Source organism: Stenotrophomonas sp. YJH_SMC_40 (assembly GCF_059368615.1).
This window is the reverse complement of the sequence record NZ_JCAFRX010000001.1, coordinates 310,993-331,053: the sequence shown is the minus strand read 5'-3', so window position 1 is coordinate 331,053 and position 20,061 is coordinate 310,993. Positions and strand designations below refer to the sequence as shown.

At 65.2% G+C, this 20,061-nt stretch carries 24 protein-coding genes and 3 tRNA genes; 14 read left to right on the top strand and 13 right to left on the bottom strand.

The genetic code is table 11. The features are described 5' to 3' along the window. Positions 1 to 15: 15 nt before the first annotated feature. On the bottom strand, positions 16 to 513 hold the full coding sequence (locus AC5P6X_RS01580) for a GNAT family N-acetyltransferase (RefSeq protein WP_049449123.1): 498 nt from the start codon (positions 511 to 513) through the stop codon (positions 16 to 18). Positions 514 to 620: 107 nt separating this feature from the next. Between AC5P6X_RS01580 and AC5P6X_RS01575 the strand changes: the two genes are divergently transcribed. Next, positions 621 to 1,025: an NUDIX hydrolase gene (locus AC5P6X_RS01575; RefSeq protein WP_049449121.1), complete on the top strand. Its 405-nt coding sequence runs from the start codon at positions 621 to 623 to the stop codon at positions 1,023 to 1,025. 49 nt (positions 1,026 to 1,074) lie between these two features. Here the strand turns inward: AC5P6X_RS01575 and AC5P6X_RS01570 are convergent, their stop codons facing one another. The 4 genes from AC5P6X_RS01570 to AC5P6X_RS01555 all read right to left on the bottom strand — a co-directional run bounded on the left by AC5P6X_RS01570 (position 1,075) and on the right by AC5P6X_RS01555 (position 1,967). Next, positions 1,075 to 1,428 carry a nuclear transport factor 2 family protein gene (locus AC5P6X_RS01570; protein ID WP_049449119.1) on the bottom strand — a complete coding sequence of 118 codons (354 nt, stop codon included), beginning with the start codon at positions 1,426 to 1,428 and terminating at the stop codon, positions 1,075 to 1,077. Between the two features lie 104 nt (positions 1,429 to 1,532). Continuing rightward, positions 1,533 to 1,606: transfer RNA gene (locus AC5P6X_RS01565), tRNA-Cys, on the bottom strand. Positions 1,607 to 1,673: 67 nt separating this feature from the next. Then, a tRNA-Gly gene (locus tag AC5P6X_RS01560) sits at positions 1,674 to 1,749 on the bottom strand. 142 nt (positions 1,750 to 1,891) lie between these two features. Further along, positions 1,892 to 1,967, bottom strand: a tRNA-Gly gene (locus AC5P6X_RS01555). Between the two features lie 130 nt (positions 1,968 to 2,097). Here AC5P6X_RS01555 and AC5P6X_RS01550 point away from each other — a divergent pair. Continuing rightward, entirely contained in the window at positions 2,098 to 2,499 is a 402-nt protein-coding gene (locus AC5P6X_RS01550) for a hypothetical protein (RefSeq protein ID WP_088436351.1), read from the top strand. After that, the gene (locus tag AC5P6X_RS01545; protein WP_005408902.1) at positions 2,492 to 2,941 is read left to right on the top strand and encodes a hypothetical protein; all 450 of its coding nucleotides are present in this window, start codon (positions 2,492 to 2,494) and stop codon (positions 2,939 to 2,941) included. The genes AC5P6X_RS01550 and AC5P6X_RS01545 overlap by 8 nt, the downstream gene beginning before the upstream one ends. A 2-nt stretch (positions 2,942 to 2,943) precedes the next feature. Here the strand turns inward: AC5P6X_RS01545 and AC5P6X_RS01540 are convergent, their stop codons facing one another. From AC5P6X_RS01540 to AC5P6X_RS01505, 8 genes are all read right to left on the bottom strand, one after another. Next, positions 2,944 to 3,864: an HlyD family secretion protein gene (locus tag AC5P6X_RS01540; RefSeq protein ID WP_088436350.1), complete on the bottom strand. Its 921-nt coding sequence runs from the start codon at positions 3,862 to 3,864 to the stop codon at positions 2,944 to 2,946. Then, entirely contained in the window at positions 3,861 to 4,589 is a 729-nt protein-coding gene (locus AC5P6X_RS01535) for an ABC transporter ATP-binding protein (RefSeq protein ID WP_049402552.1), read from the bottom strand. Before AC5P6X_RS01535 ends, AC5P6X_RS01540 begins: the two co-directional genes overlap by 4 nt. Positions 4,590 to 4,599: 10 nt before the next feature. Continuing rightward, positions 4,600 to 5,739 carry an ABC transporter permease gene (locus tag AC5P6X_RS01530; protein ID WP_005412828.1) on the bottom strand — a complete coding sequence of 380 codons (1,140 nt, stop codon included), beginning with the start codon at positions 5,737 to 5,739 and terminating at the stop codon, positions 4,600 to 4,602. Further along, entirely contained in the window at positions 5,736 to 7,199 is a 1,464-nt protein-coding gene (locus AC5P6X_RS01525) for a TolC family protein (protein WP_164222325.1), read from the bottom strand. Before AC5P6X_RS01525 ends, AC5P6X_RS01530 begins: the two co-directional genes overlap by 4 nt. Before the next feature lie 595 nt (positions 7,200 to 7,794). Next, complete coding sequence (locus AC5P6X_RS01520; protein ID WP_329756947.1) at positions 7,795 to 8,649, bottom strand: hypothetical protein; 855 nt, start codon at positions 8,647 to 8,649, stop codon at positions 7,795 to 7,797. Between the two features lie 15 nt (positions 8,650 to 8,664). Next, the gene (locus AC5P6X_RS01515) at positions 8,665 to 9,309 is read right to left on the bottom strand and encodes a hypothetical protein (RefSeq protein WP_329756946.1); all 645 of its coding nucleotides are present in this window, start codon (positions 9,307 to 9,309) and stop codon (positions 8,665 to 8,667) included. A gap of 14 nt (positions 9,310 to 9,323) precedes the next feature. After that, complete coding sequence (locus AC5P6X_RS01510; RefSeq protein WP_329756945.1) at positions 9,324 to 10,124, bottom strand: TIGR04255 family protein; 801 nt, start codon at positions 10,122 to 10,124, stop codon at positions 9,324 to 9,326. A 122-nt stretch (positions 10,125 to 10,246) separates the two neighbouring features. Then, positions 10,247 to 10,624, bottom strand: coding sequence for a helix-turn-helix domain-containing protein (locus AC5P6X_RS01505; protein WP_495215293.1), 378 nt, complete (start codon positions 10,622 to 10,624; stop codon positions 10,247 to 10,249). Between the two features lie 783 nt (positions 10,625 to 11,407). Here AC5P6X_RS01505 and AC5P6X_RS01500 point away from each other — a divergent pair. The 11 genes from AC5P6X_RS01500 (at position 11,408) to AC5P6X_RS01450 (ending at position 19,956) form a co-directional block, all read left to right on the top strand. Continuing rightward, the gene (locus AC5P6X_RS01500) at positions 11,408 to 12,169 is read left to right on the top strand and encodes an ATP-binding protein (protein WP_329756943.1); all 762 of its coding nucleotides are present in this window, start codon (positions 11,408 to 11,410) and stop codon (positions 12,167 to 12,169) included. Positions 12,170 to 12,279: 110 nt separating this feature from the next. Beyond that, the gene (locus tag AC5P6X_RS01495) at positions 12,280 to 12,498 is read left to right on the top strand and encodes an AlpA family transcriptional regulator (protein WP_009461157.1); all 219 of its coding nucleotides are present in this window, start codon (positions 12,280 to 12,282) and stop codon (positions 12,496 to 12,498) included. Positions 12,499 to 12,539: 41 nt separating this feature from the next. Beyond that, positions 12,540 to 13,406 (top strand): ParA family protein, encoded by an 867-nt coding sequence (locus AC5P6X_RS01490; RefSeq protein ID WP_048939779.1) that lies wholly within the window; start codon positions 12,540 to 12,542, stop codon positions 13,404 to 13,406. Further along, a complete protein-coding gene (locus AC5P6X_RS01485; protein ID WP_048939778.1) occupies positions 13,390 to 13,638 on the top strand; it encodes a hypothetical protein in 249 nt (82 codons plus the stop codon). Before AC5P6X_RS01490 ends, AC5P6X_RS01485 begins: the two co-directional genes overlap by 17 nt. Beyond that, on the top strand, positions 13,631 to 15,289 hold the full coding sequence (locus tag AC5P6X_RS01480) for a ParB family protein (protein ID WP_329756942.1): 1,659 nt from the start codon (positions 13,631 to 13,633) through the stop codon (positions 15,287 to 15,289). Before AC5P6X_RS01485 ends, AC5P6X_RS01480 begins: the two co-directional genes overlap by 8 nt. A 17-nt stretch (positions 15,290 to 15,306) precedes the next feature. Continuing rightward, positions 15,307 to 15,867, top strand: a complete 561-nt coding sequence (locus tag AC5P6X_RS01475; RefSeq protein WP_019372857.1) for a DUF2857 domain-containing protein — start codon at positions 15,307 to 15,309, stop codon at positions 15,865 to 15,867. Positions 15,868 to 15,870: 3 nt separating this feature from the next. After that, on the top strand, positions 15,871 to 17,064 hold the full coding sequence (locus tag AC5P6X_RS01470; RefSeq protein WP_329756941.1) for an STY4528 family pathogenicity island replication protein: 1,194 nt from the start codon (positions 15,871 to 15,873) through the stop codon (positions 17,062 to 17,064). A gap of 237 nt (positions 17,065 to 17,301) precedes the next feature. Beyond that, entirely contained in the window at positions 17,302 to 18,054 is a 753-nt protein-coding gene (locus tag AC5P6X_RS01465) for an OST-HTH/LOTUS domain-containing protein (protein WP_329756940.1), read from the top strand. Positions 18,055 to 18,242: 188 nt separating this feature from the next. After that, on the top strand, positions 18,243 to 19,031 hold the full coding sequence (locus AC5P6X_RS01460; RefSeq protein ID WP_329756939.1) for a PFL_4669 family integrating conjugative element protein: 789 nt from the start codon (positions 18,243 to 18,245) through the stop codon (positions 19,029 to 19,031). Next, positions 19,028 to 19,576, top strand: a complete 549-nt coding sequence (locus AC5P6X_RS01455) for a DUF3158 family protein (RefSeq protein WP_329756938.1) — start codon at positions 19,028 to 19,030, stop codon at positions 19,574 to 19,576. The genes AC5P6X_RS01460 and AC5P6X_RS01455 overlap by 4 nt, the downstream gene beginning before the upstream one ends. After that, on the top strand, positions 19,573 to 19,956 hold the full coding sequence (locus AC5P6X_RS01450) for a single-stranded DNA-binding protein (protein ID WP_095377268.1): 384 nt from the start codon (positions 19,573 to 19,575) through the stop codon (positions 19,954 to 19,956). Before AC5P6X_RS01455 ends, AC5P6X_RS01450 begins: the two co-directional genes overlap by 4 nt. Positions 19,957 to 20,061: the final 105 nt, after the last annotated feature.

Here is a 20,061-nt window from a genome sequence, read left to right as displayed (position 1 = left end):
AGTAACGTTTCACTGTCAGTGCAATGTGATCCAGTACGAGACGATATCCGTGTAGATGCCCTCGCGCTTGACTGCGCGCGGCTCCCTGCCGAGTACGCTGAAACCCAGCGATTCATACAGCCCGCGCGCAGCAGCATTGTCCTCCAGCACCGTGAGGGTGAGCGATTCAATGCCCTCGGCGCGCGCAAATGCAAACGCAGCAAGAAGAAGCTGGCGGGCGATACCCTGGCCACGGTGGCCGGTGCCCACGTGGACACTGTGCACTTCCGCCGTATGCCGTCGCGCCATTCGCACCGGGCGCACGAAACGCAGGAAACCCACCAGCATGCCGTCAACGAACGTGCCGAAGTAGCGCGTACCAGGATCAGCAAGCTGGGCGCGCATCACGTCCGCCGAGTCATTCTGCGCTTCGGCCAGCGTGGACAGGAACGCAGCGGGCGACTCGCGAAGCGCCTGCAACCGTGCTTGCCAGAGAATATCGGCGTCGTCAGCGCTGAGTTGCCGGATAAGCATGCGACACACCCGTGAAGTTGTTGATGCGCAGGTGCCCAGCCTAGCGCGGGTTCGCTTGACACGGCGTGCATGCAAGAATGAAGACAACCCCTTCTTCATTCACCGCCATGACTGAACTGCAGATTCCCCGCCTTGGATGCGGCGCCGTCGTCCGTGATGCCGGCGGCCGCATCCTGCTGATCCAGCGCGGACGCGATCCGGAGCGCGGGTATTGGGGCCTGCCTGGCGGCAAAGTCGACTGGATGGAAACGGTGGAGGCTGCCGTGGTCCGCGAAGTCCGCGAGGAGACGGCGTTGGAAGTGACGCTGTTGCGCCTGCTGTGCGTTGCCGATCATTTCGAGCCGGCGCTTGCGCAGCACTGGGTCGCGCCGATCTTCGAGGCACGGGCACCTGCGGGTGCCGAGGCTTCCATCCAGGAGCCGGGTGTGCAGACTGGCCTGGACTGGTTCACGCTGGATGCCCTGCCCCAGCCGCTCACGCAGGCCACGGTGCAGGCGCTGGCCAGGCTGTAGCCCATCAGGCCACGACCAAGGCGGCACGGATGCCGCCCGGCCTTGCGGCTCACTCGATCGGAAGACCGTGCATCTTCAGGAACGAGAGTTTGTCCCAGTAGCCGCGCTGGAACGTGATCAATCCTCCGTCAACCGTGAAGAAGCCGCATCCACGCAGGCCAAGAGGGTCGCGCCATTCCAGCGCAGCGACATTGCCGGCCTCATGGATGACTTCGGGAATGCAGACCATTTCAGCAGTGCTGAATTCACGCTCGAAGGTGGCACGGATCGCATCGCGGCCCTTGATCGGGTCCTGGGTGACCTGGTGATTGATCGCGTCGGGGTGATACAGCTCCGCCAGGCCAGCAGCATCGCCTGCGTTGAAGCGCTCGATCCAGGTTTCCACGATGCGTCGGGGAGTCATCCGCATGAAGTCCGCTAAGGCCCAGACCCGATCATAGCGCTCGTACAGCACATTCCAGATCGCAGAAAAACAAAAAGCCCTGACCGGAGTCAGGGCTTTTCAATTGGAGGCCTCAAGCGGAATCGAACCGCTGTAAACGGATTTGCAATCCGGTGCATAGCCACTCTGCCATGAGGCCAACGTACTGCGCGCCAGGAACTGGCGCCCTGACAAGACAAAACCCCAAGATGGGGCCTGTCGGAACATGGAGCGGGAAACGAGACTCGAACTCGCGACCTCAACCTTGGCAAGGTTGCGCTCTACCAACTGAGCTATTCCCGCGTAAGCCGACATGCTACCGGAAATCCGGAAAACACACCAGCGATTTCACCTTTCTGACTGCGCGCAAAGCCTTGTGGCCCAACGTGCCCCGCCTTGCCATGGCGGGAGAAAAACAAGGCCCCTGCCGGGGCCCTGTAGAATCTGGAGCGGGAAACGAGACTCGAACTCGCGACCTCAACCTTGGCAAGGTTGCGCTCTACCAACTGAGCTATTCCCGCAGATTCCGTTCGACCTGCGTCGAAGGAGCGCTATTGTGTCCAAATTCCTTCACGCCGTCAACAGTCTTCACATCATGCGGTCACGGGCGTCCGCAGTGGGGTACGCTGCCCCGCCCGGCCCCGTTCGCCCATGCTCCTTCGCGGCACGCCTCTGTTGATCGCCCTGCTGCTGCATTTGCTGGTGGCCCTGCTGTACTGGGCGCTGATGCCGATAGGAATGAACTGGTATCGCGACCATTTCGGCTTTGCTTCACATCGTGACATCGGCCTGGGCATCGCCCAGTTCTATCTGTTCTGGATGTTCATTGGCGCCCAGCCGCTGATCGCGGTGCTGCGGCCACTGTTTGCCAAGCTGCTGGTGCTGGCGATTCCCCTGGCGTTCGCGAGCTGGACACTGATGCACAACCATCCGCTGCGCCTGCTGTACTTCACCCTCGGGCCCGGCCTGCTGGCACTGGCCGCGATCGCCATTTCCGCGTGGTATGCATCACGCAAGCGCCTGCCTGCCGCCACGGACACCGCCGATGCCTAGACGCTACGTCCGCCTGTTCTGGTTGCTGGTTGCGTTGACCTGGCTGGCGCTGATCGCCGCACTGGTCAATGCCGGCTTCACCCCGGACTACTGGCTGCTGCATCACCTGGAGGGCGCCGAACTGCCCTACCCGACCAGCACTGTCATCGTGTTCGCGTTGCTGGGCACCGTCGAACTGGTGGTGGCCGCCTTGATCGTGCGGCCGTGGCGACTGAAACGACTGTGGCTGCGCCTGCTGATCGCCTTCGCCCTGCTGCTGGCATGGTCGGTGCCGTGGATGCTGTCAGCCATGCACCAGCCGCCGGTACACGGCATGCATCTGCTGTGGTTGTTGCTGCTGGACGTGGGACTGCTGCTGGCGCTATGCATGGTGTCGGCGGTTAGCGCATGGCGGGTGCTCAGGCGTCGAGGGCGCGCGGATGCGCCCCCGCCGCAGCACTAGGCTTACTTCCGGAACTCCACCCGCACATGCTGGCCGAAGCGCGCCTTGGCCTCGCCATCGAACTCCAGTACACACTCCACCACCTTGGCCACGCCACGCCCTGCATCTTCAGGCAGGCGCGCCTGCGCGAACACCGGGCTGATGCGTACGACGCGTGCAGGCGGCAGCGTGCTGGTGTTTTCGGCACCGTCGCTGTCCGGCACCACGGTGGCCTGCATGCCAACCTGCACGGCATCGGCGTAGGCCGCGCTGAGTTCGGCACGTACCTGCAGCGGGCGCGCGGGCAGCAGGGAGATTGCCGGCTTGCCGGCCTGCACGAACGCGCCAACGCCCGGCACCTGGCCGACCACGGTGCCGGCTTCCGGCGCGCTCAGCGACATCTGCTGCAGTTTCAGCCTGGCGTGTTCCAACTTGTGCTGGGCCATGTCGACCTGCGCACTGGCCACGTCGACATCGGCGCGCACACCCGCCAGCTGCTGCTTGGCCGCATCGGCCTGCTGATTGGACGACACGCCTTCGCTGGCCCCCGTGGACAGGCGAGTAGCGTTGCGCTCCAGTTCGCGCAGCTGCGCCTGACTGCCCTTCAGGCGGTCATTGGCCAGGGCGAGATCGGCGCTGGCCATCGCCACCTCCTGCTGCAGCAAGGCACCATCCAGCGACAGCAGCAGCTGCCCCTTCTTCACCGTGGCGCCTTCCTTCACCGGTGCGGCGGTGATCGAGCCATCCACCGGCGGTGCCAGCGCGATCAGGCCACCCTCGACGTCGATGATGCCGCGCGCCACCGCGACCTTGCCGACGGCGGTTGCACCGGCCTTGCCCGAAGGCGACTGTGCAGGCGCAGGCGCGTCCCTGGAACAGGCGCCGAGCAGCAGTGCCGCGGACAGGGCCAGGCTGAGGGGAAGCAGGTGCGACGTCTTGGTCATGGGGCGGACTCTACAGTTTCGTTCTGGCGGCGGTCGTCACGGACCATGCCGTCTTCCATGGCGATCACCCGATCGGCATGCCGGATCAGGCGCGGATCGTGGCTCACGCACAGCACGGTGGCGCCATGCGCACGTGCGTAGCGATGCAGGATGTCGATCACGCGCTGGCCGTTCTCGGCGTCCAGCGCGCTGGTGGGTTCGTCGGCGAAGATCAGCGTCGGCGACTTGGCGAAGGCGCGGGCAACGGCCACACGCTGCTTCTCGCCGCCGGACAGCTGCGCCGGGCGCATGTGGCTGCGGTGGCTGAGGCCCACTTCTTCCAGTGCCTTGCGCGCCAGCGGTTCGCTTTCGCGATTGCGCATGCCGCGGTAGCCCAGCGGCAGCTGCACCTGTTCCAGCGCAGTCAGTGCCGGGAACAGGTTGAAGCCTTGGAACACGAAACCGACATGGTGCAGGCGGAAGCGCTCCACCTCGCTGCGGGTCATGTGCCCCACATCCTGGCCAAGTGCGTGTACCCGACCACCATCGGGCGCGGACAGGCCGGACAGCAGCGACAACAGCGTGCTCTTGCCGCAGCCGGATGGGCCGGATACCAGGGTCAGCTCGCCGGGATAGATGTCCAGCGACAGGCCACGCAGCACCGGCACCTGCACATCGCCGGACATGAAGCCCTTTTCCAGTGCGTCGGCCTGCAACGTGGGGGCGACGGCATGTTTGGAGGTCATCGGCCGGTCCTCAACGCAGCAGCAACGATGGATCGGAACGGACCACGCTGCGCACTGCCATGATGCTCGACAGCATGGCCATCACCGCAACCAGCGCCACGCAACCGAGGATCACCATCGGCGTCAGCTGCACCGGCACGCGCTGGGTCTGCGCGATCAACAGCACCACCGTGCTGAAGGCCGCCGCCAGCAACATGCCCACGCCACCGATCAGCAACGCCTGCTCGAACACCACCCGTGCCAGCGCATAGCGGCCTGCACCGAGTGCATTGAGCGTGGCGTACTCGCGAACCGAGCCAGCCACCACCGACGCGAACGACTGGTTGGTGATCACCGCGCCGACGAAGCAGACGATGACGGCCATGAACAACACCGCGATGCCGGCACCGGTGTCGAACAGCCAGTACTGCTGCGAGCGGCTGGCGAACTCCGGCGCGGTCCAGAACTCGACCGGCGTAGCTTGGCCCATTGACGCGGCCAGGCGATCGCGCACGCGGTCGGCCAGGTCCGGCGAGCGCAGGCCCGCCACGAAGTAGGTACTGCCCTCATGTGGGTCGGTACCGGCGATGGCGCGCGCGGTATCCAGCGAAGCCAGTACGTTGACACCACCAAGGCCACGCAGGCCTGGCTGCGCGGCGACCACGCGCACCGCCTTGCCATTGATCCAGGCACGGTTGTTCTGCAGGTCCACGCCGAGCGTATCCAGATCGGCACTGTCGACGATCACCGCACCCGGCTCGCGCAACTGCGCGCGCAGGTCGGCGGGCAGGATGCGCGCGAACATCATCGCGTCGTCCTGGGTGGAGATGCCGGACAGGTACACCGACACGTTGCCGGTGCCCTGCGCGCCTGAGCGCCATTCGCCATCGACCCATTCGTAGGGCTCGACGCGGGTGACATCCGGATCCATGCGCAGGTGGCTTTCCACATCGGCGCTGATCGCATGGCCGTAGTTGACGCTCTGGGTACCGGGGAAACCGGCCCAGATATCGGCCGAAGATGCCTTCACATAGATCGCGGCGGTACCGAAGATGCCCAGCACCAGCGCCGCCTGCACGATCAACAGCACGCCGGCGAAGCACATCGCCAGCACCACCGGCAGGAACCGGCGCCACTCATAGGCCAGGGTCTTGCGGGCCAGCGCGATCATTGCGGTTCGCCCTCAGCCTCGACCGGCAGCGGTGCGCCACCAAGGGCGCGGTACAGCGACGCAAACGCCAGCACGCGCGCGCCCTGCGCACCGATCAGATCCGCCTGCGAAGCGAGCGCGGCACGTTGCGTGTCCAGCCCATCGAACTCGCTGGACAGGCCCAGCTGCACCTGCCGCACCTGGCGCTTGACCTGCTGGTTGGCGGCATCATTGGCCGCACGGAGCGATTGGATGCTGCTGTCCTGGCGCGCCAGGCTGCCCAGCGCGCCTTCCACTTCGCTCACGCCTTCCAGCACGGCCTTGCGATACCCGAGCAGCGCGGCGTCCAGTTGCTTCTCATCGGCATGGAAACGCGCACGGCGTTGGCCCCAGTCCCACAGCGGAATATCGACGTATGGACCGATCGACGGACTGGAGTCGGAATTGGAGCGCGCGTTCTGGGTGAGGTTGTAGGCATACAGAATGGAGCCGCCGAGGCTGATCCGCGGGTACATCGCGGCGCGCGCCGAGCCCTTGCTGGCGGCGGCCTGCATCACCTCCGATTCGGCCAGCAGGATCTGCGGACGATGGCGCAACAGGTCCGCTGGGACCTGCTGCAACGAGAACGTGCCCAGCGTCGGCGGCGTTCGGTACGCACGCCAGGCCGGATCCGGGCCATCGCGGCCCAGCAGCAATGCCAGGGCGCGGGCCGCGTTGTCGGCGTTTTCCCGGGCCTGTGCCGTGGCGGCGCGGGTCGCCGCCTGGCGCGCACGCAGGCGTTCCAGCTCGCCCGGCTCATCCAGGCGCAGACGCTGGCGGACCAGGGCCAACTGTTCGCCGCGGTCATCCACGGCCTGCTGGCGCATCAGCAGATCCTGCTGGGCCTGCGCCACGGTCAGGTCCAGATAGCTGCGCACCACGTCGGCAATCACCGCGACCTGCGCGGCATTGCGCAGCGCCTCGGCATTGCCGGCCGAGGCCTGCGCGCTCAGCTGCGCACTCTCGGCGGCGCCGAACAGGCCCAGGTCCCAGATCGCTTCAATGCCGGCATGGAAGTAGGTATCGACCGCAGCGGCGTCCTGCACCTGCTTGGCGCTGGCGGAGATTTCCGGCAGGAAACGCGAGTCGGACGTGCCAGAGACGATCCGAACGGCCTGCAGGCGCAAGGTGGCCTGCTGCAGGTCGAGATTGCCGGCGACCGCCTGATCGACCAGGCCATCCAGCGCCGGGTCGGCCAGCACCTTCCACCACTGCCTGGCGTCCACCGCCACGCCCTGGCCCTGCGGTACCTGGGTCCAGGCGCTGGGTGTGCGATCAGGCAGGCCCGGGACGGGCACCGACATGCAGCCGGCCAGGGCAAGGGTTGCCAACAACGCACCGGGGCGCAGCACTGCCTGCAGGGAGAGTCCGCGCCCTGTCCTGGGCACTGCCACTGAAGTGATACGCCTGACCACCAGCCCGCCAACGTGTAGAAGGAGCATGAAGGCTACCGTGCGATTGTGGAGCGAACATGGAGAAATGGTCCGAAAAAGGTCACAGCACGCATGCGGTTCAGGCAACGATGGCGTTGGCCTTTCGCCAGCCTTTCACTGCATGCGACGCACGGAACGCTGGTGCGACATCCGGGTCATTGCGTCTTGTTGCCACCTTCCCCGAGCCCCGCGCCTGCGGTCATCCCCACGACCGATACGCCCCGCCATTCCGATTGCGACACTAACGCTGGAATCGTCCCGCCAGGCCGTCGATATCACGCCCGCCATGACGATGCCATGGCGCGACTGTAGCGCCCCGTGCCGCCAACGTCATGACAAACGAAAAACGCCCCCTTTCGGGAGCGTTCTTCTTGAATCTGGAGCGGGCGATGGGAACATCACGCCGCACTCAAATCGTTGATTGATAACGGGTTTATTCCGTTGGCGCTACGGAATCAGGCCAGATTATGTACCTGTAGCGAGCCCTCGGCAACTCGGCGTGCCCGCTACTGCCGCATTGGCCTACCCAGAGCCGTCAGACGCTGCCCTGTGCCAGATGCAAGAGCCCCCAGCCAATCCCAGGCTCATCCAGCCACCTCACGTCTCACGCAGGGGCAACGCCGTCCGGCAGGAAGCCACCATGTTCATCGTCATGCAGGCTGAGGTACTCAAGTCGCCATTGATCCACACGTCGAAGGTCGGCGAGGGTCATGTGTGTATCCGGGACTGGCTCGCAGGCGTCGAGGGCGATTTCCGTTGCCGCATCGGGAGGGCCGTACGCTTCGATGAAAAGCTCTCGCAATTGTTGTACTACGCTCTCGGCGGACTCACGCGCACCTGGCCCACCTTCGATGGCGTCATAGGCCACCGATATGGACAACGCATAGGGTTCACCATCAGAAGCCTCGATGCCCCGCTGCTCGCCCAGATCGAAGAACAATCCCACCAGATGTCTGGCTTCCGGAGCGAGGATGCGGGCGATCCGGCTCTTGACGTCCCTCTTGCCGACACGCTTCGCAAGCCGGTTCTCGAAGGCGTTGGGGAACGCGGGCCGGCCATAGCGTGCCGCCAGCCATTGCTTCAGGGTGCGCTTCGATTCATCCGAAAGCGACGCATCAAGAAACCGAGACGCACTCTGGCCAAACTCGACTCTCGGGATGGACCTCTTCTCTGCATGCCGCAACTCCAGCACCATCGAGCCTCCATCCGCCTTGTCATACGCAAGATGCAGCCGCCGGGGGTTCTTGGCATGGGACAGTTGCGGATCCCCACGGGCATCGCCGATCAAGTCCGCCACGATGACCTCAATGCAGGGTTCGTGCGGGTGGGGGATGTCACAGTCGTGGGAGATCACGACAGCGAAGCGGCCATCCTCCAGTGACTCGACCAATCCCAGTTGCAGCGATCCATCGCTGGTCAGCAAATCTCCCTGCCGCCATGACGTCTCCCGGTCCAGCATCGCGCGATCCCCGAATCACTGCTCGGGATAACCAGGAATGGAAGCAGCGGAACGCCAATCATCCGTTGGCGCGGCCTTGCTCTTGGCCAGCCCCGAGCTTTCGTATGCCGCATCCATGGCCTGGGCCTCTGAGATCAGCGTTTGGACATGCTCCATGACAGTCTGGTTTGCAGCGATGAGATCCAGGAGAGACCTGCCGTCAAACGCCTTCATCTTCAGCATCATTGGTGCCCGTTTGACGCCTGCTTCGCGAAAGGCGTCGGCCACTTGGCTGAGTGCCTGTATCCGAGCGAAATTGTCCGCTTCTGGCGTCGACTCTCCCCCCAGCCATTTGTAGATCGCTTGCCGGGAAACACCAAAGGTCCCGGCGAGATCAGCGATTGCTGGATTGAGCACCTCACGGATGTTGGCCAGATGCTCCGAAGCGCTTCGCAGATCGGGACGAGCTGCCTCCTCGCCATCCACCTCGATTTCGACGTGAAGGGGAGTCCGCGCCTCCACCAGCCTGCGCCATTCCCCCGCCCGGGTCACATCGAACACACTGCCAGTACCGCCAACCAACTGCGTGATCCCCATCAGGGCGAAGGCGGCCGTGGCCGCGACCCGAACGGGCACGATCGACGGCGAAGTCCTGATTGTTGGGAGCGTCTCGGTGTACATGTGGGTCTCCAGTGCTACGCCCATGCCCGGCGCGCATGGTCCGTGGTGGTCGCCTCGAACACGGACTTGATCGGGGCATGCAACGAGCGCAGTTGTTCTTCGATCTTGCCAAGGTCGATAGGCATGTGACCTTCGCAAAAATGGTCGGTATCGAGCACACCATGCTCGCGTGGCGCAGTCATGGCGAAACGCGGATTCAGTGCCAGCCCGTTCGGCAACATATCGGGAGGGAAACCAAGCTGCGCCGCTGCCCTGTATACCCTTGCAACCAAGGTTCCGCCGGGAACGAGTGGACCAACATCAGTCGAGAATACGGATTCGCTCATTGCGTGCCGGCGAACCGCGTCGAATCCCACCCCATGGACTCCACCGACAAGGTACTGTTCGACGGACTCCCCGCCTGCCGGCACCACCGCATCCAGGTAGCGCAACCCAAGCCGACCCACATGGTCAAGGCTGACTGCCTCATGCACGGCATCCAACCCCCGCAGTAATTCCGGAATGAATGTCTTGTGGGTGTCGTAATGCGTCGTATGAAACGTGATTGTCGAAGGGGACAGGATAAAGCCCGCAGATCGATCGCTCCTGGTCAGGAGCCAGGATACCGTTTGCTGGATCTTTGGTTCGGCTTGTTGTGCCTGGCCTGGCCCGGACACGACCAAGTGAGTGACCTGCTGCGGCTCGAACAAGGGGTACCCTTCACGACGCAGTCGATCTTGTATTTGGTCGACATACTTGACCATGGCCGCCACCGGATTGAAATGCGCCTGTGCCAGCGCGTAGTACACCGGCGCATTGGACATTCGTTCGCTCACAGGCCGCTCCATCTTCTCGGTTGACACTTCAGTTGCCAGTTTACACCATGGTTGACATCCATTCCAGGGGACTTGCTCAATGCGGCTGGATCAGGGGGACGCAAGCTAAGGAGAAGGCGCCGTCAAAAGCCTTCCATTACGTCGACACTCCCGCTCGCGTCACCATCGCCGGCTCCCGACGTTCGCCCAGCCGGCTGCCCTTGCCTGCGGGAAACGCTGCGCACCCGCTGTGGCAACGATTCCCGCACCAGTTCCATGCCAAGGGCGTCCTTCTCCAGGGTCATCGCCCTTGACAGGTCATCGAGCCGGCCCAGCATGTGCAGCGCGCGCAGGAAGGTGTGCAGCGCGGTGCCGGGATAGCCGTCTTCCATGCGCCTGACGGTGCTCAGGGACGTGCCGATGCGCTGAGCAAGGTCTTCCTGGCTCAAGCGGCGCATGCGCCGTGCCGCCGAGATGTCCTGCCCCAGGCGACGCAGCGCACGCGCAACGGGCTGCGGCATGGCTACCTGGGCACCGGAGCGCTTCTGACCGGAAGAGGACATAGCTTAAGCCTCAGATATGAACTTAATTCATTAATAAGCATTCAAATTTGAATGCATAAGTATGGTCTGGTCAACAAGCCCAAGCTTGGAATCAGTAGGCCATGAAAAAAGCTGGCTGCTCTCGGTCCGTTACCCTGCTTGCAGTTCTGGGGACCGCGCTACGCCATCGTGCTGTCCTGATCTTGCACGACGATCAGGCCACCAATGCCCAATGAGCACCGACAAGCAATCCCCTAGTCATCGCTAGTCCTGTCGTCGGAATCACTCAATCGCTCCTTCCCATGAGTGCGGAACCGGACTGTCATGCTTTGTCGATCTGTAGGCAGACCCCTCGGGTCTTGCCCCAAACCTCGCCGCACCCCGTCGAGGCGGCATCGCCACACCTGTTTCCGCCTGCACTGCGTCTGCTGATAGACCGTCGCTGTCTTGCACGCCGGTATCGCCCTGGCTCGAACGCGAGAAGACCGAATCCGTCTTTCGCCGCGATGGCGTCTGTAGCAAAACCTCGTTATCGAGCCATCCTGCCATGTGCAGTCAACCGCTTGAGCATACCGCCACGCAGAGGCTCGGTGCTGGTGGACAAGCGCCATATCGACAGGCGGCTGCTCTGCTGAACATCCGTCATCCCGGCCTTTCCCACAAGCCAAGCCGCCACCGTCTCGCGACGTGAAGGCGCACCCGGCAGCGATTCCAATCAACGAGGGAAACAGATGTCCTGATTCCGGTTACCTGGGAGCAGCCATGCGAAAGCCACCTTCATCCGGCCCCCAAGCCAAGGTCTTTTACCGTCCGATCGAGGCGGCCATCCAGTGGGCGGGGCTGTCGCGCTTCGAGCGCCGCATCCTCGGTGTCGCCAAGGGGATGAACCGCTTGCCTGAGCACCCCGAACTGGCACGCTGGCCACAGCTTCGTCTCAACGCGGAACGGATCTATGACGCACTGGTGCACTTCGACCTCCCCTACGGCAAGGACGGCATCACGAGCAACGACCCCGCCTTGCTTGATGACCCCGGCCTCACGATCCGCCATGTCGACCTGAAGGCCTGGATGACCCGTTTCTATCCCGACCAGCGACCGGCCTTTTTGTTCGATGCCTTCGAGCGCCACCTGCATCCGGCCGTCAGTGTCGATGCCGTGCAGGCACTGATCATGGATCGCGAGGCGTTGAAGCTCCAGCTTGCCGACAGGGTGCAGGCCTGGGATGCGCTCTATGCCCAGTTCCAGACGCTCAGCCAGGAGCACCAGGCACGCGCGGAACGCGAGAAGCGCTCCGGGATGCCGGGCGCCCGCAGTGAGTCCACCTACCTGAACATCGTTGGCGGCCTTCTGACCCTGCTGTTGGGCAAGTCGCCCAATGGCGTTCCCTATTCGTCCTTCGAGACGCTGGAATCGGTCATCAGTGCGCTGGTTGCCCACTACGGCGACAAGTCCGGAATCAGCGAGCGAACGCTGTGGGCGAAGTTTTCGGCAGCCAAGCGTCATCTCGCCACCCAGGACCGCTGACTGCAAGTGCAGATGGCGAGCCTGCACTTGCGGTGACTGCGCGAGAACAGCGCTATTGAATACGGGGCACGTCCATCACCGTCGCTACACAGCGCCAAGGAGTGACCCTCGTGACTGCCCAGACCATCGCCACCGCGACGCCGAACGAACACCGCATCCTGCGCCGCGCGGAAGTCGAGGCCAAGACCGGCTTCAAGCGCGCCCACATCTACAACCTGATCAAGGAGGGCAAGTTTCCCAAGCCCCTGCGCCTCGGGGTACGCGCCATCGGCTGGGATTCGGTGGAGATCGATCAGTGGATCACCGATCGCCTCAGGGAACGGGCGTGAGCCCGCGCTGCGCCGGAATTCCTTCCACGAGGAGTCGCGCCATGCAGGTGGTATCTGTTATTTCGACCAAGGGTGGCGTCGGCAAAACGACCACGGCAGCGAACCTGGGCGGCTTCATCGCCGATGCGGGGCTGCGCGTGCTGCTGCTGGACCTGGACGTACAGCCCACCTTGTCGAGCTACTTCACGCTCGGTACGCAAGCGCCCGCCGGCATCTACGAGATGCTGGCCTTCAACGAGCAGCGTATCGAGCAATTGGCTTCGCAGACCGCTGTGGCGGGTCTCGACCTGGTGGTCTCGAACGACCACCGCGGCGAACTGAACACGCTGCTGCTGCACGCGCCCGACGGCAGGCTTCGCCTGCGTCACCTGCTCCCCGCGCTGGCGTCGCACTACGACCTGCTGCTGATCGATACCCAGGGAGCGCGCAGCGTGCTGCTGGAGATGGCGGTACTGGCCTCCAGCCTGGCGCTGTCACCGGTGACGCCGGAAATCCTGGCGGCGCGTGAGCTGAGGCGCGGCACGCTGCAACTGATCGAGGACATCGCTCCGTATCGGCACCTCGGCATCGAGCCACCGCCGCTGCGCTTGCTCATCAACCGCGTGCATCCGGTGTCGTCGAACGCCCGACTGATCCAGCAGGCCCTGCGCCAGATGTTCCAGGCGCACGCTGGCATACAGGTACTGGACACCGACGTTCCGGCCATCGAAGCCTACCCACGTGCCGCAACACGGGGACTGCCGGTGCATCGCGTCGAGTATCGGCAACCAGTGGGCCGCAACGCGCCTGCGGCATTGGAGACGATGCGTGCGCTGGCGGGAGAACTGTTCCCGGCCTGGCGGGAACGCTTTGCGTGCGTTACCGGCAGAGGTCACGCAGCGGGAGCCAGTCATGGCGAACGCGCATGAACTGGCGCGCGGCCATGCGCGGCTGCGTACCCTGATCGAGTTCGCGCTGGGCGAAGGCTGGCACGTAAAACGCACGCGCGGCGGGCACCTAGTGTTCACCAAGCCCGGCTGCGCCGCGATCTACACCAGCTCGACCGCGAGCGATCACCGCGCGAGCCGCAACGCTCGCGCGCAGCTTCGCCGCGCCGATCGTCAGGCACCAGCGGCATCTCGGGAGAGCAGCGATGGCTGAGCCGACGCCTCAGGACATGGCCGCCAAGCTGCTGGCCAAGGGCTTCGACCGCAGCGGCCCGTCGGCAGCGACCTTGAGCGACCCCATCGCCGACACGCCGATGGTGGTGACGCTGGACGAGCTGCGCCCCTATGAACACGACCCACGCGTGACGCGCAACCCGGCCTACGAGGAAATCAAGGCCTCGATCCGCGAGCGCGGGCTCGACGCACCGCCCGCGATCACCCGCCGGCCGGGCGAGGCGCACTACATCATCAGGAACGGTGGCAATACGCGGCTCGCCATCCTGCGCGAACTGTGGAGCGAAACCAAGGATGAGCGCTTCTTCCGCATTGCGTGCGTGTTCCGCCCGTGGCCGGCGCGCGGAGAAATCGTGGCGCTGACCGGGCATCTGGCCGAGAACGAGCTGCGCGGCGGGCTGACCTTCATCGAGCGGGCCTTGGGCATCGAGAAGGCGCGCGAGTTCTACGAGCAGGAAAGCGGCCAGGCGCTGTCGCAGAGCGAACTCGCGCGGCGGCTGACCGCCGACGGCTATCCGGTGCCGCAGTCGCACATCAGCCGCATGAACGATGCGGTGCGCTACCTGCTGCCGGCGATACCGAACCTGCTCTACGGCGGATTGGGCCGGCACCAGGTGGACCGGCTCGCGGTGCTGCGCAAGGCGTGCGAGCGCACCTGGGAGCGGCGTGCGCTGGGCCGCACCGTGGCCGTGGACTTCGCCACCTTGTTTCAGGACGTGCTGACGCAGTTCGACACACAGCCGGACGACTTCTCGCCGCAGCGGGTGCAGGACGAACTGGTGGGCCAGATGGCCGAGTTGCTGGAGGCGGACTACGACACGCTGGCGCTGGAGATCGACGACAGCGAAAGCCGCCAGCGTGCGCTGACCAGCGAACCGGCGGCGCCGAAGCCACCGACAGCACCTGTCGTGCCTGCCGGTCCTCCCCCGGCGGTCTCCACGCCTCGGCAGCCCCCCGTCTCGTCTGTGCCGCGCGACACCACGCCGGTCACGCCTTCGGCGCCAGCAGCGACACCGCCTGCACCGCTCGAAGCGCCGGAGGACCAGCACCAGCAACGCGACGAGCGCCTGCAAGGGCACATCGTGACACCGGCACCGACCACCGAGCGCCTGCAGTCCATCCAGCGGATGGTCGCCGACCAGCTTGGCGACAAGCTGCCCGACTTCGAGGCCGATGCGCTGCGTGCGATCCCCGTACAGGTCGGCGGGCTCTATCCCATCTCGGACGTCTGGTACGTCGAGCCGGGGCTGGACGCGCCGGATCGCCTGCGCGTGCACATCGCGCAGTTCGCGCGCGAAATCGGCGAGGAAGCGGCGGTTGCCGACCACATCGAGGCCAGCGACGGCGGCATCGGCTTCGTCTGCGTGGCGCCGGCCGTGGGCCAGGCGAAGGCGCTGCCGGTGTTCGCGCGGGCGGTGCTGACCCTGCTGCATGCGCTGAGTGCAGCGCCGCCCGCCGCGAACGGATTGGACCGCGCGCGGCTGGCCGACGAGCTGGCGGCGCTGCTCCATGGCCATGGCGGCTCGGCCACACGCCTGAGCGATGCTGCGCTGGTGAAGCTGTTCCGTCTGCTGCGCCTAGCGCGCCGGCTGCTGGATCTGGAAGCCGGCGTAGCGAGCCAGGATTCCTGAGCGCAGGAGGCTCCCGTATGTCGGCACCGCACCCGCTCAACCAGGCCGTGATCGCCCAGGCCCTGCATGACCTGCGCAACGGCCAGTTGCGCCGCTGCAAGGCCATGGGCTTCGGCGAGGAGGAGCTGGATGCGCTGAAACACCCCGAGCTCGTGAGCATGCTGGTGAATGCCACGGTGTCGTGGTGTTCGGTATCGGTGAACCGGGAAGTGTTGAAGCGGCTGCTGAGCCAGGTGCACGACGTGGAGCGGGAGATCGCCACGGTGGACCGCATGCTGCGCTTGGGGGCGAGCACGGAGATGGTCAGCAAGTTCTACGGCCTCACGCATCAGGAAGTGGCGCTGCGCCGCGACATCCTCGGGCTGCCCAAGCGCAAGGGCCGGCATCCGGTACTCGACGAGGCGCAGGACGTGGCCTTGTGGGAGCGCTGGAAGGCCGGCGTCGCCGAGCGCCATGTCGCCCTGACCGACGACATGGCGATGCTGGCGCTGACCATGGACCTGGCCGAGACCATGACCCTGCCCATGTCGGTGATCTGGTCGGCGATACGCAACTGGATCGACCAGGGGCTGGTGTAGGCCATGACCACGGGCGGCGCACCACGGCGCGAAGGCCCCGTTGCGCTGTCGGCGTTGTTCGACGAGGCGCTGCGGCACCTTGAGTCGAAGGAAGCGGCGCAGGGCACGGCGCCGGCCGCCGACGGTTTCCTCTACAGCGGCAACCGCCATGAGAGCGTGCCGCGCAGGCTGTTCCTCGACCGACGCCTGACGCCGCTGGAGCGCAACGCCTGGCAGGTGTTCCGCCTGCAGCTCAACGACGACGGCGTGACCGCCTTTCCCACCTACGACCAATTGCGCCCTTACTTGGCCTCGATGCCCTGCGCGGCACAAGCCTCGTACGAGACCGTGGCGCGCGCCCTGACGCTGTTGCGGCTGACACGCTGGCTGAGCCTGGTGCGACGACGGCGCGACCCGAAGACCGGCCGCATTCAAGGCAACCTCTACGTGCTGCACGACGAACCGCTGTCGCCCTTCGAGGCGATGCAGCTCGATGCCGACTACCTCGGCCTGGTCAGTCAGGCGCTGACCCATGCCGCCAAGGCGGTGCAGATCGTGGGCATGAACACGCTCAAGGAGATTGCCGAAGACCCGCTGCTCAGCGGCCGCACGCTGCCGACCCGCCTGCAGGTGCTGGCGCAGCGCATGGCGCGACATGGCTGGACGACGCCAGGTTATCCACAGGAGGGTGCCGACCACGAATCCGAAGAAGGCCAGGAAGCCCTTCTTCGGAATGCTGCGCGCCCGTCTTCGGAATCCGAAGCAGGGCCGAAACCCGCGCCGGACGGCTCTCTTCGGATTCCAAAGGAGGACCGTACAGTACGTAATGATCGTATAAATGAAGTACGTACAGTACCGCGCGCGAGGGCCTTGCAGAACCTGCGGCTGCCCGAGCGTTTCCTGCGCTTGAAGGACGAGCAGCAGGCCGGCGCGCTGGTGGCGCTGCAGCAGGTGGACGAGGCGCAGAGGCAGGCTGTTCTCGACGAGTGGGTGGCACGCTGCCACAACAGCGCGGTACGCAACCCAGCCGGCTACCTGTTTGGCATCATCCAGAAGGCACTGCGCGGGGAGTTCAAGGCCTGGGCCGGAGAAAGTGCATCGGCACCGCCAGCGCCCCCGCCACCTGCGCCATCGTCACCGCCGGCATCCCGTGCGGCTGACCCCGAGGTGGCACGTGCCTACCTGGCGCAGCTCCGAGAAGCCTTGCGTGATCGCTGAGTTGACTATCCCCAGGGGATAGCTGGAACAGACATCTTTCCGCAGCGCTCGATTGTCGCCCGCCGAATGACAGGCGAAACTGTCGCCTGTGAATCAGACGAGGACAGCCACGCACGAGCCCGGCCGACGATGGACATGACGACTTCCCCCGCCACAAACGCACTGCAACCACTACAGCGAGACGTTCAGCGCTTGCTGGGCAGATGCCTGTTGCGCCTTCAACAATACGAGCGCCTCATGAAAGCCATCGTGGCCCACCACGAGATTTCAGGCCCAGCGCATTCGCTGGAGGCCATTCGCGCAGCGCGGATTGAAGATGCCGCGACCAAGACCCTGGGCACGTTGGTCGGACAACTGTTTGGTTCGTATGTCGTCACCGATGAAAATGGCGGCGAGGAACGCGACGACGATCTTCCCGGCGATGTGATTTCCTTTCGCACGCGCGTGCAACTGAGCCTGTCTGCACAGGACTACGCCAAGACCCAGGCCGACCTCAAAGACCTGGTATCGCTGCGCAACACCCTGGTGCACCACTTCATCGACCAGCACGATCTATGGACCGTGGACGGGTGCCGCACCGCACAGGACGAACTCGGTTCCGCCTACACGCGCATCGATCAACACTTCGAGCAGTTGCGCGGCTGGGCCGAGCACATGGATCAGGCGCGGCGCCTGGCAGCGGAGTTCGTCCAGTCGGATGTGTTCCACGACCTGGTGGTCAATGGCATCGCGCCGGACGGCACGGTGGACTGGCCGGCCGCCGGCATCGTCCGCGCGCTGCGCGAGGCCGCCGCGCAGTTGGCCGTCGAGGGCTGGACACCCATCGCCGCTGCTGGCCGCTGGATCGCGGGCCGGCATCCAGAGCAGCTTCCAGCCAAGTACGGCTGCAGCAGTTGGCGTCAGGTGGTGCACGAGTGCCGCCTGTTCGAGCTTCGCTACCGTGAGGTGGAGGGTCAACGGGCCGCCTGGTACAGACCTCGCGAGGCATAACCCCGCGACGCGGTCTCACCTCCGCGCGAGCCGCGAACGACTCCGCCGAGCTATCCCCAGGGGATAGCCGGCACACACAGCCTTCCGTGCGGAACAAACCGGGCGCGCATGGGCTGCGGTTTGTTGACTGACGGCCTTCCGGTCGATGCCGATGCTGGCGACTCGCCCCTTCACCGCGAGTCGCTCTCATGGCCAACGAACGCACAGAACCCCTGCAACTGAATCTCGGATCGCTGCGCAGCGCGATGTCGCTGACGCTGCACACACACCACGCATCGCGCATCTGGCACGGCCGCGCGCCGACCGAGGGGCGCCCAGGCATCATCGGTCTCAACGGCTTCATCGGCGCCATGAACAAGATGAAGCGCGGCGCCGAGCAGGACGACCCGTACTCGGACTGGTGGATGCTGCGGATCGAGGACAAGCTCGCCGACACCAAGACCCGTCTGCAGACCCTGCGCGACCAGGTGGATCAGGCCTTGGCCGACGTGCCAGCGGCGCTGTCGCTGGGCGAGAACATGAACGTGCAGCCGGTGAAGCTGCCGCTGTTCGTGAACGCCCAGCTCGGCTTCATGGCGGTGTATCTGCTGGCCGACTACGACGACCTGGCACGCAAACTCATCCTGGCGCACCACACGGCGCTGATCGATCGCAGCACCTTGGAGCGCTGGCTCAATGATGGTGCGCACGCGCTGCGCAGCCTGTTCTCGCTGGCCCAGCAGTACCGCTACTCGGGCACGACGCGCGACGACTTCGCGGCGAAGAATGCCGCGGCGCGGGCGGCGTTGGAGAAATTCGGCGAGCTGCCGCTGGATGTGCTCGAAGGCACACACCGTTCGCGCTTTGCGCCACCGATCGCGCGGCGGACAACCAAGCCCGGCACGCCGCCTGCTGCGCCTGCCATTGTGCCCGATGCGCACGCTCCCACGGGTGGCGCAGCCGATGGTGCTGCGGGCGATGAGGATGCTGGCGCATGACAGCATCGCCCCCCATCAGCCACTCCACGCGCTTCGTGGCGCTGGAACAGGCGGACTTCCAGCGGCTGGAACACGCAGGCTACCTAAAGGGCCTTTTACAGCCTTTTAAGGGTAAGGGGAGTCTGGAGACCTGGGCCAGGCAATGTGCTGCGCTGCGCGACGACGTGATTGGCCTGGCGCAGCGGCGCGTGCTGCCCCAGGCGCGCGCCTACCCCTTCAGCCTGCTCGACGTGCAACTGGCCCAGCAGGCCACTGGCGCAGGGACGACCTTCCTGCGCTGGCGCAACCTCGACCGTTCCTCCATGGGCGTGGCGTTGTGGGAGGCCCTGCTGGCCAACCCCGCGACGCCGGCCTCGCTGATCGACGAGCTGTACGCGATCGAACTGCAGCGCATCGTGCTGAACATGCAGATCAGCCTGACCCACAGCATCGCTCGCCAAGCCCTGGAATGCGCCAACAAGGCCGCGCAGGCCGAAGCGGCTTACCTGCGGCGCGTCCACGGGCATACCGCGTCCGTTCCACCCACCACCAAGGAGTCACCATGAGCACGCACTTCGTCGGCGAGGGCAACATCGGTTCTGCGCCGGACTACCGCGAATTTCCGAACGGCAACGACGAGCCGCGCCGGCTGCTTCGCCTGAACGTCTACTTCGACAACCCGATCCCGAAGAAGGACGGCGAGTACGAAGATCGCGGCGGCTTCTGGGCGCCCGTGGAGGTGTGGCACCGCGACGCCGAGCACTGGAAGACGCTGTACCAGAAAGGTATGCGGGTGCTGGTCGAGGGCCGCACCGTGCGCGACGAATGGGAGGACGCCGACGAGAACGAGCGCGTGACGTTCAAGGTCGAGGCGCGGCGCGTGGGCATCCTGCCGTACCGCATCGAGTCGGTGGCGCTCAGCACCAAGCCGACCGGCGGACAGTAATTCGCCCATCGCCGTTCCCCCGAGGGCGGCTGTAGCAACCGTCATACGCCCGCGATGCACCAGCGAGCTATCCCCAGGGGATAGCTCCAAGCTCGTCCACGGAGT